Origin of the sequence: Clostridium sp. MF28 (assembly GCF_002969175.1) — a bacterium.
Lineage (GTDB): Bacteria > Bacillota > Clostridia > Clostridiales > Clostridiaceae > Clostridium > Clostridium beijerinckii.
Genome location: NZ_CP014331.1, coordinates 5,545,112 through 5,562,602, shown reverse-complemented (window position 1 = coordinate 5,562,602; position 17,491 = coordinate 5,545,112). Strand labels below are relative to the sequence as shown.

The window sequence follows — 17,491 nt, the reverse complement described above, 5'->3', positions numbered from 1 at the left end:
TTAATGCTTCTACAACTTGATTAGTAGCTTTTATACCACTAAAGTAACCTTCTGTTGTAATCTTATTCAGTGGTATTTTTTCACTATGCTTAAACTATTATTCCTAAATCTTGAATATCTAAATATCTTTTTTAAATTCTTTACACTAAAAAGCAACTGCAGGGTTGCTTCATTTACCTATCCCACAATTGCTTTTTTATAATTACCTATTTATTGGGTTCACATGGATATATATAATTTCCTATGGTACGAACTCTTAATCTTTCTGGATCACATTCTTCTTGTTCTGGAATTACGAACACTACTTTACGCTCAATAGTTCCACATGCATCACGATCGCAAGGATCTTCATGTGCCATTGTTACAAATCCTTTGAATGCAAGTATTCTATCACAATCATCATATAAAATAGCTGCAATAGCTACTTTTTTGCCTAAGCAAACATTATTTACTTTTATTTTTACTGTTACTAATTTTGCACCATGCTTTTCCAAATTAACTGGTTTTGATTTGATTGTACTACATAATTCGCAGTCATGCTTAGTACACTTACATTTATTTTCATATCTTTCCATTCTATACAACTCCTTGCATATAAACTCAAAATGAAATAAAAGTTACTTATATTGACTTGGTCATTTTAAATTTTTTATAGTTACATATATCATTAAAATATATCTTCAACATAAAGAATAAGTTGATATATGTTCTCCAAAATCAAATGAGTATCTTTAAAACGCTTTTATTGCATATATGCAATGCTTTATGAGCAGCGAATTTTCAATGAAAATATTTAATGCGCTTCCTATGTTTATAATATATTCTCTAATAAATATTTATGTGAAAGAAAACGACATTTTTTCCTATAAAATAAAATCATTAATTAAAATAAAATGATATTTCCTGCAATAATCTTCTTTTTTCTTTGCTATTATTTGAAAACAAATATAAAATTAGTTATGATATAATAGATATACAACTGTTTTAGGGGGACATATATGATTGGAACATTACTTATAAACAGGTATGAGTTGCTTGAAAAAATAGGTGAAGGTGGCATGGGAATTGTCTATAAAGCAAAATGCCATTTATTAAATAGATTTGTAGCTGTAAAAATATTAAAATCAGAATTAAGCAATAATGAAGAATTTATTCTCAGATTTAAGAGAGAGGCAAATTCAATTGCAAGTTTATCACATCCAAATATAGTAAATATTTATGATATTGGCTCAGAGAATAATATTAATTTTATTGTTATGGAATATATTAATGGTAAAACATTAAAACAAGTATTAAAGGATAATGTACGACTCAGTCCAGATACCACCTTAAATATATCTTTACAAATGGCTGAAGCTTTAATATACGCTCATAAAAATAATATAATTCATAGAGATATAAAGTGTGATAATATTTTAATTTCAGATGATAACATTGCAAAATTAACAGACTTCGGAATTGCAAAACTTCCAAATTCTTCAACAATAACAAATTCAAATAAAATTATAGGCTCAGTACATTACTTTTCACCAGAGCAAGCTAAAGGAGGATATGTTGATTTCAGGACTGACATCTATGCTCTTGGTATTGTCATGTATGAAATGATTACTGGAAATGTTCCTTTTAATGGAAAAACATCTATTTCAGTAGCAATTATGCATATACAAGAACCTGTTATTCCGCCAAAGAATTTTATTACAGATATACCTGAGAACATTAATTTAGTAATTCTAAAAGCCTTAAAAAAAAATCCAGCCGATAGATTTAAATCAGCCAAAGAATTTGCTAATGTTTTAAGTTCACTAAAAGAAAATCCCAACTTAAAAATAGACTTTAATAGCACATTAATAGATGATTCAACTGTCATGATTGATACCCATAAAGAAATTGATCCCACTGTGGTTATGAGCAAAGAGCCAATACAAGAAACTGTGCTATTAAAGAGCGTCACTAATAATTTACATATAAGCAACCTAAAAAGTAAATCAAAAAAAGTTATTTTACCAATTGGGCTAATTGCTTTTTGCATTGCTGCCTTTGCCTTAGGTAAGTATTTCTATGGAGGATTATCTAGAAATACAGGATATAAGGATTCTCCTATAAATAGCAGCATTGAAGAAAATCCTTTAGGAACCACTAGTAAAGAGAATAATGACAAGTTGCAACCAAGTGAAAAAAGGCAAGTACCACTATTAGTTGGAAAATCTCAAGATACTGCTGAATCTCTTATAAATAGTAATGAATTTTTACTTGGAAATATCAGTTATGAATACAGCGATAATGTATCAAACGGTCTAGTTATAAGTCAATCTCCTACTGTTGGTACATCTTATGAAAAAAGTGGAAAGATAGATTTGATTATAAGCCAAGGACAAAAAGTTACTCAACCTGCACCAGAAACGAGAAAAAATAATAGCAATAATAATGGTAACGGTAATGGAAAAGAGAAAAAGCAAAAAAATAAATGACCAAAGGAAAGTTTATCTCCTTGGTCATTTCTTATTAAAATTGAACTTTATACCCTGATATAAGTAGTTTCACGACAGCATTATAACTTTTAATTCCTTCTGTTTGACCACCAGCTTTTAATATCTTATCATATACATTATCATACAGCTTTGATATTTTACCTCTATAATTGCTCCAGTATAATGAATCATTTTTTAATTCTAATTTCACATTATCTGAAAGTTCATTATTTATTCTTTTAAAGGCTTCTTGATTGAAATAATATAAATCATTCATGCAGTAAGAATACGCCATAAGATATCCGCTATATTGATATTCATAATTTTTAGAGTTAGTGCATGCTAGAAAACTTATATAATTTGCCTCATCTTCACTATTAAAACCTCTTACATGGCTCAATTCATGACAAATTGTACTTGGAACGTTCCATTTGGGCATATCATTATTATAATTAGCTTCAAGTGTAAAAGTTGTTTCTCCCTCCAACAATTGATATGACATAAGTTTTGAAAAAACAACTGGCTTTGGATTTGGATAAAAACCTTGCAAAGATGGATAAATTTCTCCTATACGTTCCATACTGATTATTCCTTCTTTTCTTGCATCATAATCTAGCTTTAGTAGTCCATCTTCATCTCTTTTTATATTTCCATCTAATTCATTTAGTCTAACTTTTAGATAATCACAAAGTTCTATTAGTTTTTCTTCTGAATTATCCTGCACTTTTAATCCAGTTAATTCAACAAAATTTGATCTGAATGAGTTTATCCCTAGAGTCATTATATTTAAAAATACAAATGCTGATATATATATAAGCACATTTGAAGTTACTCTGATTATTATTTTTTTTAATGAAAGTTGTTTTGAAAAAAGTAAATATGTATAATTTACTATTCTTACAAGAATATATATAAGGAAAGCATATAATATTATTTCGTATACTGAAAATGGTATTAATGACAAACATCTTGAAAGCGTATTTACCAATATTGAATAAATATACTTGTAATAGAAATTTGAAAATCCATATATATATCGTGCCATTGCAAATAAAAGGATGCTGAATCCAAGTAGTAATCCACTTGTTATAAACTTAGTTTTAATTGATATATTCTTTTTTCTTTTTAGTAAATTTCCCATTCTCAATATTCCTTTCTTACTAAGAAACTAACCTTCTAATATTGTAAATCAGTTCCAATATCATTATAATATCACTTTTTATTTTTACATTCTATACTAAAAAAGGCAGTAAATTTATAAATACAAATTCACTGTCTTTTTATAATTCCTATACATATCTTACAATATTGATTTTGTAAATAAAATTTACTCCTGAGATACTATATAAAAAACCTTCTAAATATAAAGTGCCATATAAATAGCTTATATGACACTTTACCGACATTAAATCAATTATATATGATTTGCGACCTCATATGCATCCCAGATAGCATACATAATATTCGAAACCTTACGTGCATCTCCTAATAGATAAATTTCTGGAATATCAAATTCCAATTCTCTATATAAAGAATTTTCTTCTTTATATCCTACTGAAAGTATTACTGAATCACATTTAATTTTTTCTACTCCATTTTCTGTTTCTATCTCAAGATTTCCATCCTTATAGGCTTTAACTTTTGAATTTACTTTTACTTCAATACCGTTAAATGGTATTAATCTTTCAAGCATTTCACTATTTGCAGAGCACAAAGGACCATTTAGTGCAAGAATCTTATGCAATGCTTCTACTATAGTAACTTTCTTACCCTTCTTAGCTAGATCAAGCGCTAATTCACATCCAACTAATCCACCACCAACTATTACAGTATTATTACCTGACTCTTTCTTTCCTAATAATACATCTGCTGCTGTAAATACTTTATCATCATCTCCCAATGAAAATACTTTAGGAGTAGATCCTGTTGCTATTATCACAGAATCTGCCTTATGACTTAGTATTTGCTCTTTTGTAATTTCACTATTTAAATTAACTTCCACCTTTAGTTCCTTCAATGTATTTGCATACCAGTTAGCTAATGCAATATCATCTTCTTTAAAGTCTGGCGAACCTCCTGGTATAAGATTTCCACCTAATCTATCAGTCTTTTCATAAAGTACTGGCTCATGCCCTCTAAGAGCTAAAACTCTTGCTGCTTCGCAACCTGCAACTCCACCACCAACTATAAGTACTTTTTTCTTTCCTAATATAGTAGTTAATGCATTGTCCTTTTCTTTACATGCTTGTGGATTTACCGCACAGTTAAGCATAGCATAATTTTGAAGACGTCCCATACATCCTTCTTGACATGATATACAAGGTCTAATTGAATTACACTTATTTGCCCTTAATTTATTTACATAATCAGGATCTGCAAGAAGTGGCCTTCCAAGACTCACAATATCACAAGTTCCATTTTCAATTGCCTCAAGAGCCATATCAGGATTGTCCATTCTTCCAGCACATATTACTGGAACATCAACAGTTTCTTTCATTAATTTAGCATATGGTCTGTATAACCCCTTTTCTTGATACATTGGTGGGTGACTCCACCACCATGAATCATAAGATCCAACGTCTGTATCTAATGAATCATATCCATAGGATACAAGTAACTTAGCAGCTTCAATACCTTCTTCTAAATCTCTTCCTTTTTCAATAAATTCTTCTCCTGGAAGTGCTCCATCTCTTAAATCTTTAATAAAACTCTTTGGAGAATATCTAAGAGTTACAGGGAACTCCTCTCCACATCTATCTTTAATTTCTTCTACTATTTCACGTGCAAATCTAAGTCTATTTTCTAGGCTTCCACCATATTCATCAGTTCTATGATTAAATAATGAAATAGCAAATTGATCTATTAAATAACCTTCATGTACAGCATGGATTTGAACACCATCAAATCCTGCTCTCTTTGCATTATAAGCTCCATCTCCAAATTTTTTAACTATAGATTTAATTTCATCTATTGTAAGTTCACGACATATTTTATCAAGCCATCTATGTTGAATTGCTGATGGTGCAACTGGTGGATATTCTCCAAGATTAGTAGGAATTGTAACCCTTCCAAATCCACCTGACATTTGTAAAAATACTTTTGCATTATATGCATGTATCCTTTCAGTCATTTCTTTGCTTGTTCTAACAAAATGTACTGGATTATGTGTAGGACATGGAGTACTTGGCATACCATGTTCTTCTACTTCATTATCTACAAAAGTAACTCCAGTTATAATTAAGCCTGTCCCACCTTTAGCTCTTTCAGTATAGTAGTCAATTCCCCTTTGATTAAATCCACCTTCGCTATCAGCTAGTCCAAGTGGTCCCATTGGCGCTAATGCAAAACGATTTTTTATCTCACAGTTACCAATTTTAATAGGTTCAAATAGCTTTTTATACTTATTCATAAATTTCCTCCCATAATGTTTAAACGTTTAATTATCTGATTATCCTAATTCCTTTATTCAACTATATTATAATACTGCAAAAATAAACATGTCAACATTTACATGTTTAACAATTAATATTTTTCTATTTCACTTTATATTTTACTATGCTAAAATTGTCATTGGATAAACTCAAGCAAATAAGCTACAGAAATATTAGAGGTGCATGTATGAGAACTTTAAAGTATGCTATTTTAGGACTTATTAATAGAAATCCTTTAACCGGATATGATATAACAAAGGAATTTAACTCTGGATTAGTTGAATTTTGGTATGCTAAGCATAGTCAAATATATCCTGAATTAAAGAAATTAACCGATGAGGGGTTAATTTCATACGAGACTGTTATACAAGGAGAAAAGTTAGAAAAAAAGTTATATACTATAACTGAAAAAGGGCGGAAGTCATTGCAGAAATGGCTTTCAAAAGACGATCCTTTAGAGCCAACCCCAAAAGATATTTTTAAACTTAAAGCTTATTTTTGTGATGAGATGGATCACGATACTTTAGTAAAGCAGTTTAAAAATACACTAACCAAACACATTGAAAGATTGGAATACCTTGAAAATTCAATGGATGAGCTTTTAAAGGCAAAAGACATTTTAACAGTATCCTCTTCAGATTTCGGGGGCTATATAATATTGAACGGGGCCATCATGAGGGAAAAATCATACATAGAATGGCTAGAAGATTGTTTAAAAAAGATGCATTTATAGTATACAATTTTCTTGGTAAATTAATCTTTAATTGCTTAGATATAGATAAACAATATATAACTTAGACTTATGCAACCACCTGCCGAAAGTAAAAACATTGTTATTTCACAGGGCTATGAAAATTTCGCTGAAAGTACTAAATTGCAGGTTGCACCGCTAATGCTTGCCCCAATTTCATTGTGACAAGCATTAGTTGAACAACCTACAATTAAGAGCTTTTAACAGCTCATTTTCAATGCCTGATGCATAAAAATGTTTCTACTTTCTAATATGGTATTTATTAAAAACTAGATTTATGTGATAACTTATGGAAATCACAAATATTTTGATTCCGAAAAGCTATGAAAATATCGCTGAAGGTTCTAATCAGAAGGTTGTATCCTCTTTACTAAAATAAATTAAAAATTCAAGTTATTTTTATCAATAAATTAGAATTATTTTTTTAATGTGAAAAAAACTATATAATAAAATATCTTAAGGAGGATCACAAAAATGAAAAACTCTAGATCAAAAAGCTTATATATATTAGTAATAATATTGTTTATAGTAATCATATCTGCATTTTCTTTTTTCAGACATTCCAATAGTAATCCGCCCAAAGGCAATAGTGATTTATCAAATAACGAAAGCCAAGACCCTTCATACTATAAAAGTCTATATGGTACTTGGACTATTGAAAAGCATATACCTTCCAATATAAAAACTACTCTAAGTGAGTCTACTATTTCTCTATGTATAGGTCAAAAGTTTACTATAGAGAAAGATAAGATTTCCTCAATTTACGGAGCTGTATCTGATCCAACTATTAATGAAGGAACAATTACAGCTACAGAATTTTATAACACTTATAATGATACTTTCAAAAATCTTGGTATTTCAGGTGATAAAATTAAATATATAAAAATAACTGAGCCTGAAAAGACAACTCATTCTGCAACTCTTTTTATTACCGATGATGAAAAAGTCTATGCCCTATTAGGTGGAGCACTTTTTGAATTAAAGAAACAGTAAGAAAGCCAAAAAGATAACTAAATTAATACTAGTTATCTTCTTAGCTTTCTTATTATTTATTTCCTTGATTTCTCCATGAAGTAACATATTCATCTAAAATTTTATGAAGTGCCTCTCCAATCCTTGAATATGCATCATCATTAAGATTAGCCAGAGATATTCTAATTGACCACTCTGGTCCTTTAAAACCTCCACCACTTAATAGAACTATAGCTGATTCCTCAGCTAATTTGTATAAAATATCTACCGGCTTATAGTTAATTTGAAGATATTCACCAAATTCACTTCCATAATAGCAAGTAGCCCATTCTAATAAATCAAATTCTGTATAATATGCAGCATCATACGGATCTTCTCTTAAATCCAATCCGAGGCCATTAAACAAAAGCTTTTGTCTTCGTTTGCAAATATCTTTGGTTTGTTTTTTATATATGTTTTCTTCGTCTAATAGAGCAAACGCACAAAAGAAGGCCATTTGAACTTGCTGTGGAGTTGATAATCCTGCCGTGTGATTAAGAGCTACTTGTCGGCTGTCTGCTACAATTCTATCTATAAATTTTATATCATCTGGAGTCGTTGAAAGATCTCCATACCGCTGCCTTAACTCAACCTTTTTATCTTCTGGTAAATTCTTTAATAATTTATCAAAGACATTCTCTGAATAAAGTGATATTGTTCCAAGTCTCCATCCAGTTACTCCAAAATATTTCGAAAAAGAATAAACACCTATCGTATTATATGGCAAGTCTGCCATTAGAGATCTATAATTATTTACAAAAGTACTGTAGACATCATCTGAAATAATCATTAAATTATGGTTATGTTTTTCTACTATATTTATTAACTGCTTAACGCTCTCTGGTTTAATTGCTACAGAAGGGGGATTGCTTGGATTAACAACAAATAGAGCTTTAATACTAGAATCTTTAAGCTTATTAAGCTCTGATTCTGGGTATTGCCAAGTATGAGTTCCATCCTCTGTAAGTTCCGTCGCTTCAATATGTACAATTTCAAAGTTATATCGTGGCAAATGTGGTATTTCCAAATAAGGCGTAAAAACTGGAACCATTAGTCCTATTTTGTCTCCAGGAGCCAGCAATTCATTTGCGATTAAGCTATCGAATATATAACACATTGCTGCAGTAGCCCCTTCAACTGCAAAAATATTAAATCTTCCTACAGGTGGTTTATTGTAACAAAGCTCTGAAACAAGATACTCATGAACAATTTTTTCAATATGTATTAGCATCCGATCTGGCACTGGATAATTATCTCCTATAATAGAATCTGTAAGCTCAAATATCCAGGAGTCTGCATCAAACCCTTGATTTTTAATACCATAATCGCTTATTCTTCTTAAAAGCTCTATTCCTGGCATCTCTTTATTTTTGTCTAAAAAATCATAAAATCTTTCAGCTATCCCCTCTTTTTTAGGCATACCAGCTAAATCGCCATCATTCCAAACTCTTCTTGTTTCTTCTACTGCAAAAATTCCAAAAGTAAAAAAAGCTTCCCTAGGTGTTGCAGCAGTCCAATTAGGATTACCTCTTCCTGCGTTTAATAACGTACGGGCACTCTTTTTTCTTTGCCCCTCAGCTAAATTTATTAATTCATTTTTGAATTCAAATGGACTTATTTTACCATAAACTTTTTCTATTTCTTGACGCTGAACATTTTTAATACTCATAAATAGTACTCCTTACTCAAGTTATATGAACATATTTGTTATTATTGTTCAACAAGTTACGATAATTTATTCCTAACTGATTATACAACTTTTTAGAAGAATATTTTTTCAGATACTGAAAAATTATCAAATGTGCACTTAAATTCCCACGGAAATGTCTCTTGAATATAAGCTTTAAAGATGTTATTATTATTTCACTGCAAGAAAATGCTTGTCATTATAAGTAATTTTCGTGCTAGATGGGGAGCTAGCGGTGCCCTGTAACCTGCAATCCCCTATAGCAGGATTGAATTCTCATTATAGGCTTTAATCCATTTGGTCAGTCTAATACAAGCGGTGTTGAGAATCGGGTCCCATGCAGCAGAAACTCGTGAATTCCGTCAGATCTGGAAGGAAGCAGCGGTAAATGATAACTTCTGAGTGCCGTGGATAAACCTAGTTTGAGCTAACTATATTAGTAGCGCAAGTATGTTAATTGTCAACAATGAGTGCACGTTTCCTTGATTATTAATTCTGAGATATTCGTTAAGCTCTTATTTTGAACCTACAAATTAAATTCTGGAGTTTAATATTTAGATGATGAAATGTACTTTTGAGTGAATCCTTTTACGGTTTTAAAAGCGATTGAGGCATCTGTGAAAACACCCACCTATCGAGAGATAGGCGTCAAAATTAGAGTACCGATATTTGGGATCTTATTTTAGAGATTTAAAGCCAATGCTTAATAACATTAAGCATTGGCTTTTTGATTTCTTGCAAATAAACGAGGTTCTATCCATGATTTTCTATCTTAATAAGTTTTAAAACTGATGATAAGCCAATTAGAATAAAAAATGCAACTGCCAAAAAGCATGATATCATGATAACAACGCCTTCCCATCCGTATAAAGACCAAAACGTTCCTCCAGCGGTTCCACCAACGCTTGAGCCAACATAATAAAATAATAAATAAAGCGATGACGCCTGAGCCTTATCATGAGTTGCTATTTTGCCAATCCAACTACTAATTATTGAGTGTCCTGCAAAAAAACCAAATGTTAAAAGAGCTATTCCAATAATCTTTAGCAAAAGACTCACATTTAATGTAATGCTTATCCCAAATAACATTATAAAAATTGAAATGCATAACATTATATATTGTCCATGTTTATCTGCTAGACGTCCCATAAATGTTGAACTAAATGTTCCTACTATATATATTACAAAAATAAAGCTCACTAAGGTTTGGCTCAAATTGTATGGTCGTTCAATTAATTGAAAACCTATAAAATTATATAACGAAACAAAACTTCCCATAATTAAAAATCCAATACAATATAAGCAAAGAAGATTAGGATTCTTTAAATGATTAAAACTTGATTTAATTAAATTTTTAATTTCAAAGGATCTAGCCTCGAAATGCTTTGATAAAGGCAGCTTTCTCCAAAACAAAAAACTTGAAATAAGTCCCAAAATACCTATAACTGCTAACGCTAATCTCCAGTTAAAAAAATCATTAATTACCCCTATAATAATACGTCCGCTCATTCCGCCTATAGAATTACCACTTATATATAATCCCATTACTAACCCTAAACTTGATTTATCAATTTCCTCACTAATATAAGCCATAGCTATTGCAGGTAATCCCGCTAAGACAAATCCTTGCAAACATCGTATTACTAGCATACTGTTAAAATTAGGAACAATAGCCGTCAATACCGCTAGTATTGATGATGCAAAAAGAGAAAAACACATAATTGGCTTTCTCCCAAGTACCTCTGACAATGAACCAAAAATCAACATACTAACAGCCAATGTACATGTTGTAACAGACAGCGACAAACTCGCCATTGTAGGTGATATACCAAATTCCTTAGACAAATAAGGCATTAATGGTTGTGTACAATATAAAATCGCAAATGTATTAAAACCGCCAGCAAATAAAGCAATACTAGCATGGCGAAATTCACGTGTACCTTTTTGAATATAGCTCATAATAATCACTCCATACTTTATTCTATGAAACATGGTTATAATAACCACTATAATTTTAGCACAATGAATTATACGTTTAATTCATAAAAATAGTGTAATATCTTGTATTAGGCCTATGGTAACGTTTATAGATGTATATTTCTACAATTTTCATAAAAACATAAACAAGGTAACAAATATACCTTATTCTTAAAAATGTAACCGTTAAAAATCCATCTATATTCTTCCTATAATTCAGGCCTTGACATTGATGCAATGTGGAGTTTATTATATGATAGATACTATAATATAGTATTAAAAATATAAAATATAATCATGAAAAAGAGGTATTGTATGTATCCAAAAGATTTTAATTATAAAATGCCTGCTGAATGGACTGCTCATGAGCGTACATTCATATCTTGGCCAGTAAAAGATTCAATGTGTCATCCAGATAACTATAAAGATGTTTGCGCTGGATATGCAGAATATATTCAAGCAATTGCTGAATTTGAACCAGTTTCAGTAATTGTTAATCCATATGAATTGGATAATGTAAAAAAACTTTTTAGTGAGTCTAATATAGAACTACTCCCTATTAAACATAGTGATGCATGGCTTAGAGATAATGGCCCTACATTCCTAATTGACGATGAAGGCAATAGAGCAGGTGTAAATTGGAAGTTTAATGCCTGGGGTGAAAAATATGCACCATGGGATTTAGATGATAAAGTAGCTCCGCAAATTTTAGAACATTACGATATTAAAAAATTTGATGCTCCTCTAATTATGGAAGGAGGTTCTCTTCATACTGATGGTGAGGGGACATTGATTACTACTGAAGAATGTTTGCTAAATCCTAACAGAAATCCTAACCTTACTAGAGAACAAATTGAAACATATTTAAAACAATACTTGAACATAGAAAAAATTATTTGGCTTAAGAACGGACTAGATGGTGATGAAACTGACGGCCATGTCGACAATATAGCCTGCTTTGCTGAACCTACTAAAATAATTATTCAAACTTGTGATGATCCAAATGATGCAAATTACAAAATTACTTTAGAAAATATTGAAATCTTAAAGAATTCAACAGACGCAAAGGGCAGAAAGTTTGAAATTATCCCAATTAATCAGCCACCTAGAGCTGAATACAAAGGAGAAAGGCTAACTCTAAGTTATCTAAACTTTTATTTTGTTAATGATGGTATTATCTTACCTACTTTTGGTGGAAATGCATCAGAAGCAGACAAAACGGCTGAGAAGGTATTAAGTTTAACTTTCCCAAAAAGAAGAATAAGAACTGTAGATGGAATGGCTGTTATTAAAGAAGGCGGTAATGTACATTGCACAACACAACAAATGCCATTTCCAAGAAACCTAAAAGTACTATAGAAAAATAAGATGAGGTGATAACATGAGAAAAGTTAAAGTTGCAGCTACACAAATGAGCTGTTCTTGTAATATTGATGAAAATATTTCTAAAGCAGAAAAATTCGTAAGAGAAGCAGCTGGAAAAGGTGCTCAAATAATTCTACTTCAAGAATTATTTGAAACTCCATATTTTTGTCAAAAAGAGAAGTCTGATTACTACGTATATGCTACCGAAGTAGCACAAAATAAAGCAATAAATCATTTTAAAGAAATTGCTAAAGAGCTTAAGGTAGTGTTACCAATCAGCTTCTATGAAAAGAAGAATTATGCTAGATATAACGCTATAGCGATAATCGATGCTAATGGTGAAATACTTGGAACTTACAGAAAGAGTCACATTCCTGATGGTCCTGGATATGAAGAAAAATTCTACTTTAATCCTGGAGATACCGGATTTAAAGTATGGAATACACGCTACGGGAAAATAGGTGTAGGTATCTGTTGGGATCAATGGTATCCTGAAGCTGCTAGATGTATGACTTTAATGGGAGCTGAAATGATATTCTATCCTACTGCTATTGGCTCTGAGCCACAAGACGGTTCTATTGATTCAAAAGACCATTGGCAAGCTTGCATGTTAGGTCATGCTGCTGCAAATTTAGTTCCTGTAATTGCATCAAACCGTGTTGGAGTTGAAGAAGATGAAGATTCTAAAATAACATTTTATGGTTCTTCTTTTATAGCAGGTCCTCAAGGAAATAAAATTGTTGAATCTAATCGTACAGAAGAAACAGTATTAGTTGCTGAATTTGATTTAGATCAATTGGAGATACAACGTATTGAATGGGGAATATTCAGAGATCGTCGCCCTGATTTATATAAAATAATTACATCATATGATGGAGATTTAATAATTAAATAGCTACTATTTTCATTATTAAATATTACAATTTTCGAAAAAAATAATAAGAGTAAAATACTTTTTAAAGCATTTTAACTCTCTCTAAATATTTTAAAAAATTCATTAGTTCAAAAGCTATGATTATAAGATATCAACTAATTTTGTAACCATAGCTTTTATTTTACTCTTATGATATTTATAATTTGAATTTTCCTTTTCCCCCTATGTTTCCTCTTTATTAATATTTTCATAAGCTATTTACCACACATCTTCTTGCTTATTACATTTCATAGCCTTTCATTCTGCTATTAGAAATTGCTGTTTTGCAATTGCTTCCTTTATATAAATGCTCTATATCCCTGATTTTTCTTATAAATTGTATATTTTTAAATTGTTAAATTTAAACACTTTTTAACTTTTAAATGTAAATATGTTTTAATTCTTATGTAATTTTACTTTTATAGTTCTTTAACAGCTTTCCTTGTAGAAATTAATTTCTCCTCTACTTCTTTTATGTTATTTCTAATCATCCCAATATATAACATATCTATTATTGCTAATTGAGAAATTCTCGAGCTAATTGCTCCTTCTCTTATTGATTTTTCTACAGCTGGTATGCGAATTACTATATCAGAAATATCAGCTATTGTATTATTTACACTAGCCTTTGTTATTGATATAACTGGAACTTTTCTATGTCTTGCATTTTTTACACACTTAATGACTTCCTTAGTCTCTCCTGAATATGATATTGCTAGTGCTACATCTCCTTCTTCTAATAATACAGATGAAGTTATTTGAAGGTGAGTATCTGTATTACATATACATCTCTTATTCATCCTGCTTAGTTTATAATAGAAGTCCTGGCCAACAAGCCCTGATACCCCAACACTAAAAATATAAATATTTTTAGCGCTTATAAGTAGTTCTATTGCTTTGTCTAAACATTCTTCATCTAGTAAGCTGACCGTTTGTTCCATAATTGAATCTACTGATTGTTTAATTCCATAGATAATATTTTTTGTTCCTAAATCGTTGTCTAAATATTGAAACTGTATAGCTCCTGCTTCCTCTTCTTTGCTAATATTAATAGATAATTTTAGTTTCAATTCATTTAAAGTATTAAACCCTATTTTTTTAGCAAATCTTACTACTGTTGGAGCTGAAGTTTTTGTAGCCTCAGCTATATCTCTTGCAGACATTGATATAATCCGTTCCTTAGTTTCTATTAAATAATCTGCTATTAACTTTTCTCTATCTGTAAAACTGTCATAATTTTGCTTAATATACTGTAATACATTCATAATCTCACACCTTATCGTACTTGGTTTTGCTCTTACAATTATTTTATATTAAAATAAAATCTTTTACCACCATCTATATATTTCAATAAATATAAGTAATCTTTCGTAACTGAAGCTATGACATTTGTTCTAATATCAGCTTTTTGATTTGTTTTAAGAATCTGTAATTCCCCCATATATCTCATATAATTTACATTATCCAATGTAATATCACCGAAGTTCTTGTCTATTGTATTAAATGGCTCTATAGTTTCTCCATTAAGAAGCAATCTACTTTCAGCTGCTCTTATTGCATCTCTAGCCTCATCTATTCTTTGGGTATAAGTTTCTTTTAGCAATTTTAGAGTTATATCATTATAATCTTTTAACTCTATTAGTAGCTCAACTGCATTAGGATCTAATGATGATAAATCTTCTAATTCTTTTTTACTTGGAAGAGAATCTCCAATGAAAACGCATTGATTTCCTAATGCAAATAAATGGTTAGCAGCTTCTCTTACATTTTTCCCTCTATGATCCTCTAATGTTGGTAATCCATCTTTTAAAGGTGCTCTCCTTCTATTATTCGATTGCACAAAAGCAGAGACTTTAATCCCTCGCTCGCTCAAAATAGCATTTTTTTCTTTCATACATTCTTCAGAGATTCCAGTTCCCACCCTTGGATAAAAATTGTGAAGTGCATCTATATTCTCATAGTCTGGTGAATAATTATCTAATCTCTCAAAAAATCTCTTAGTAATTGTTGATGCATTTAATTGAATTTTGATTCCATAAGGATTTTTGCTCATTCTCGCTATTTCTTCTTCGGTATATCCAAAATCTATTCTAATAGTCTTAACACCAATGTTACCTAATTCTTTTAAGTCCATGTTTTCTAATTCTAAGAACTTAAAAGTATTAGGTGATATATCACTTATTATATCCATATTATATTCTTTTGCTAACTTAAAAAATTCTATTACTTCTAACTTTAAGACATTATAATTTGCCTCTGGTATATGAAGGGATGTAAATATCCTTGTAATATTCAGATTATGTGCATCCTTTAACAATTTTATATTTTCTTCTTTAGTATTATCCAATCCAAAATAAACAGAAAATCCATAATTCATAATAATGCCCCTTTACTATATTTATATGAAATTAAATAAAAGTTTTTTATAATTCACATATCATGATAAATTATTCATACATCTACTATGATCCTATTCTCTTATTCATTAACTAAAAAGACCCTTTCGGGTCTTTTTAAAATTATTCAATTGGGTCATCGAAGCCTAAAATGTTAGTAAATAGATATCCACTTGCATATGAAACCAATACTCCTATTAAGAACACCCCAATTTTCCCATTTGCAATTAACAATGCTAAAGGTAATCCTGATACGCCCATAGCAACTGCTCCTACTTTAAATATAGCCATTGCTGCACCACCTACTGCAGCTCCTAAACAAGCTCCAACAAATGGTTTACCAAGTGGTAAAGTTATTCCATATATTAATGGTTCTCCTATTCCTAAAAATCCTGGTACTAATCCATTTTTAGCAATTTTCTTTAGTCTTTCATTTTTTGTTTTTCTTAGTACAGCTATAGTTGCTCCTACCTGTGCCATTCCTGCTGTTGCTAGTATAGGCAATAATACAGTATACCCAACATTCGCTATTAAATCTGCATGTATTGGAGTTAAAGCCTGATGCATTCCTGTCATAACTAGTGGTAAGAATAAACCTCCTGATACAGCACCTGATATAACTGCTATAAGAATATTATCTGATGCTATTGTTTTTGCAACTAAGAATCCTATACTATCTGAAATAGCTCCTCCAACTGGTTGAAGGATAAATAGTGCCGCTAATGCTGAAACTGAAAGTGTAACTAATGGAGTAACAAACAAATCTAATACATCTGGCACAACTTTTCTGCATGCTTTTTCAATGAAACAAGCTAACACTACTACTAATATTACTGATATAACCCCTCCACGTCCTGGAGTTAACTTTTGTCCAAAAAGAGTTATGTTTGCAAGAGTTGCTGATGAAAGAATTCCGCCTAATACTCCACCGAGCATTGGCATTTGTGAGCCAAATTCTTTTGCTGCATTTACACCAACTAAAACTGATAATATAGAAAATACTCCATTTCCTATAAGCCCTATAATTTGAGCAGCTGTTGTTTTTGTATAAGCATCTTTAAAATACACTCCTGCAATATTATTTATTGCAAGCACAAGGCCACAAGCCACAAATAATGGAATCAAAGGAATGAAGACATTTCCTAGTTTTTTAAGAATATTCTTAAACTTAGTATCATTCTTTTCCTTCAATTTAGCCTTTGTTTCAGCTACTGCATCTTCTCCTATAACTACCTTTGTCCCTACTAATTTCTTTACTTCTTCAGTTACTTTATTAACCTTTCCTGGTCCATAAATAACTTGTAGTTGTTCTTTTGTCTCAACTATACCAAGAACTCCTTCTGATTTCTTAATTGCTTCTATATTAGCTTTTGAAAAGTTATTTAATTCAAATCTACAGCGTGTCATACAATTAGTAACTGATTTTACATTATCTTTGCCTCCGACTAATTCTACTAATTTTATAGCAATCTCTTTATTTGTCATAAATCTC

Annotated in this window: 13 protein-coding genes and 1 other RNA gene; 6 read left to right on the top strand and 8 right to left on the bottom strand. The window is 30.6% G+C overall.

Annotation, left to right across the window (positions count from 1 at the left end; genetic code table 11):
* Positions 1-206 precede the first annotated feature (206 nt).
* A complete protein-coding gene (locus tag AXY43_RS24630) occupies positions 207-575 on the bottom strand; it encodes a hypothetical protein (protein WP_039770408.1) in 369 nt (122 codons plus the stop codon).
* Between the two features lie 423 nt (positions 576-998).
* Here AXY43_RS24630 and pknB point away from each other — a divergent pair, with 423 nt between their 5' ends.
* Positions 999-2,468, top strand: a complete 1,470-nt coding sequence (pknB, locus tag AXY43_RS24625) for a Stk1 family PASTA domain-containing Ser/Thr kinase (protein ID WP_039770406.1) — start codon at positions 999-1,001, stop codon at positions 2,466-2,468.
* 34 nt (positions 2,469-2,502) lie between these two features.
* Here the strand turns inward: pknB and AXY43_RS24620 are convergent, their stop codons facing one another.
* On the bottom strand, positions 2,503-3,609 hold the full coding sequence (locus AXY43_RS24620; protein ID WP_031276074.1) for a DUF3810 domain-containing protein: 1,107 nt from the start codon (positions 3,607-3,609) through the stop codon (positions 2,503-2,505).
* Between the two features lie 273 nt (positions 3,610-3,882).
* Positions 3,883-5,877, bottom strand: a complete 1,995-nt coding sequence (locus tag AXY43_RS24615; RefSeq protein ID WP_023975830.1) for an FAD-dependent oxidoreductase — start codon at positions 5,875-5,877, stop codon at positions 3,883-3,885.
* A gap of 209 nt (positions 5,878-6,086) precedes the next feature.
* Here AXY43_RS24615 and AXY43_RS24610 point away from each other — a divergent pair, with 209 nt between their 5' ends.
* Positions 6,087-6,632 carry a PadR family transcriptional regulator gene (locus tag AXY43_RS24610; protein ID WP_023975829.1) on the top strand — a complete coding sequence of 182 codons (546 nt, stop codon included), beginning with the start codon at positions 6,087-6,089 and terminating at the stop codon, positions 6,630-6,632.
* A gap of 492 nt (positions 6,633-7,124) precedes the next feature.
* Complete coding sequence (locus AXY43_RS24605) at positions 7,125-7,643, top strand: hypothetical protein (RefSeq protein ID WP_023975828.1); 519 nt, start codon at positions 7,125-7,127, stop codon at positions 7,641-7,643.
* A gap of 52 nt (positions 7,644-7,695) precedes the next feature.
* Here AXY43_RS24605 and aspD read toward each other — a convergent pair whose 3' ends face one another.
* Positions 7,696-9,330, bottom strand: a complete 1,635-nt coding sequence (aspD, locus tag AXY43_RS24600) for an aspartate 4-decarboxylase (RefSeq protein ID WP_023975827.1) — start codon at positions 9,328-9,330, stop codon at positions 7,696-7,698.
* Positions 9,331-9,560: 230 nt separating this feature from the next.
* On the opposite strand from aspD, the gene ffs reads away from it, so the two are divergent.
* An RNA gene (gene ffs / locus AXY43_RS24595) (signal recognition particle sRNA large type) lies at positions 9,561-9,826 on the top strand.
* A 275-nt stretch (positions 9,827-10,101) separates the two neighbouring features.
* Here ffs and AXY43_RS24590 read toward each other — a convergent pair.
* Complete coding sequence (locus AXY43_RS24590; protein WP_012058154.1) at positions 10,102-11,307, bottom strand: MFS transporter; 1,206 nt, start codon at positions 11,305-11,307, stop codon at positions 10,102-10,104.
* 333 nt (positions 11,308-11,640) lie between these two features.
* Between AXY43_RS24590 and AXY43_RS24585 the strand changes: the two genes are divergently transcribed.
* Both AXY43_RS24585 and aguB read left to right on the top strand, forming a co-directional pair.
* On the top strand, positions 11,641-12,684 hold the full coding sequence (locus tag AXY43_RS24585; RefSeq protein WP_023975826.1) for an agmatine deiminase family protein: 1,044 nt from the start codon (positions 11,641-11,643) through the stop codon (positions 12,682-12,684).
* A 22-nt stretch (positions 12,685-12,706) separates the two neighbouring features.
* On the top strand, positions 12,707-13,585 hold the full coding sequence (gene aguB / locus AXY43_RS24580; protein ID WP_023975825.1) for an N-carbamoylputrescine amidase: 879 nt from the start codon (positions 12,707-12,709) through the stop codon (positions 13,583-13,585).
* Between the two features lie 437 nt (positions 13,586-14,022).
* On the opposite strand, the gene AXY43_RS24575 is transcribed toward aguB, so the two are convergent.
* The 3 genes from AXY43_RS24575 to AXY43_RS24565 all read right to left on the bottom strand — a co-directional run bounded on the left by AXY43_RS24575 (position 14,023) and on the right by AXY43_RS24565 (position 17,484).
* Positions 14,023-14,868, bottom strand: a complete 846-nt coding sequence (locus AXY43_RS24575; protein ID WP_017209592.1) for a MurR/RpiR family transcriptional regulator — start codon at positions 14,866-14,868, stop codon at positions 14,023-14,025.
* A 38-nt stretch (positions 14,869-14,906) separates the two neighbouring features.
* Positions 14,907-15,980: a DUF871 domain-containing protein gene (locus AXY43_RS24570; RefSeq protein ID WP_023975824.1), complete on the bottom strand. Its 1,074-nt coding sequence runs from the start codon at positions 15,978-15,980 to the stop codon at positions 14,907-14,909.
* A 142-nt stretch (positions 15,981-16,122) separates the two neighbouring features.
* On the bottom strand, positions 16,123-17,484 hold the full coding sequence (locus AXY43_RS24565; protein ID WP_077868573.1) for a PTS transporter subunit EIIC: 1,362 nt from the start codon (positions 17,482-17,484) through the stop codon (positions 16,123-16,125).
* Positions 17,485-17,491 lie beyond the last annotated feature (7 nt).

Coding starts and splice junctions, on each gene's coding strand:
- aguB (WP_023975825.1), top strand. CDS start 12,707: ATGAGAAAAGTTAAAGTTGCAGCTACACAAATGAGCTGTTCTTGTAAT.
- pknB (WP_039770406.1), top strand. CDS start 999: ATGATTGGAACATTACTTATAAACAGGTATGAGTTGCTTGAAAAAATA.
- AXY43_RS24565 (WP_077868573.1), bottom strand. CDS start 17,484: ATGACAAATAAAGAGATTGCTATAAAATTAGTAGAATTAGTCGGAGGC.
- AXY43_RS24630 (WP_039770408.1), bottom strand. CDS start 575: ATGGAAAGATATGAAAATAAATGTAAGTGTACTAAGCATGACTGCGAA.
- AXY43_RS24615 (WP_023975830.1), bottom strand. CDS start 5,877: ATGAATAAGTATAAAAAGCTATTTGAACCTATTAAAATTGGTAACTGT.
- aspD (WP_023975827.1), bottom strand. CDS start 9,330: ATGAGTATTAAAAATGTTCAGCGTCAAGAAATAGAAAAAGTTTATGGT.
- AXY43_RS24605 (WP_023975828.1), top strand. CDS start 7,125: ATGAAAAACTCTAGATCAAAAAGCTTATATATATTAGTAATAATATTG.
- AXY43_RS24620 (WP_031276074.1), bottom strand. CDS start 3,609: ATGGGAAATTTACTAAAAAGAAAAAAGAATATATCAATTAAAACTAAG.
- AXY43_RS24570 (WP_023975824.1), bottom strand. CDS start 15,980: ATGAATTATGGATTTTCTGTTTATTTTGGATTGGATAATACTAAAGAA.
- AXY43_RS24590 (WP_012058154.1), bottom strand. CDS start 11,307: ATGAGCTATATTCAAAAAGGTACACGTGAATTTCGCCATGCTAGTATT.
- AXY43_RS24610 (WP_023975829.1), top strand. CDS start 6,087: ATGAGAACTTTAAAGTATGCTATTTTAGGACTTATTAATAGAAATCCT.
- AXY43_RS24575 (WP_017209592.1), bottom strand. CDS start 14,868: ATGAATGTATTACAGTATATTAAGCAAAATTATGACAGTTTTACAGAT.
- AXY43_RS24585 (WP_023975826.1), top strand. CDS start 11,641: ATGTATCCAAAAGATTTTAATTATAAAATGCCTGCTGAATGGACTGCT.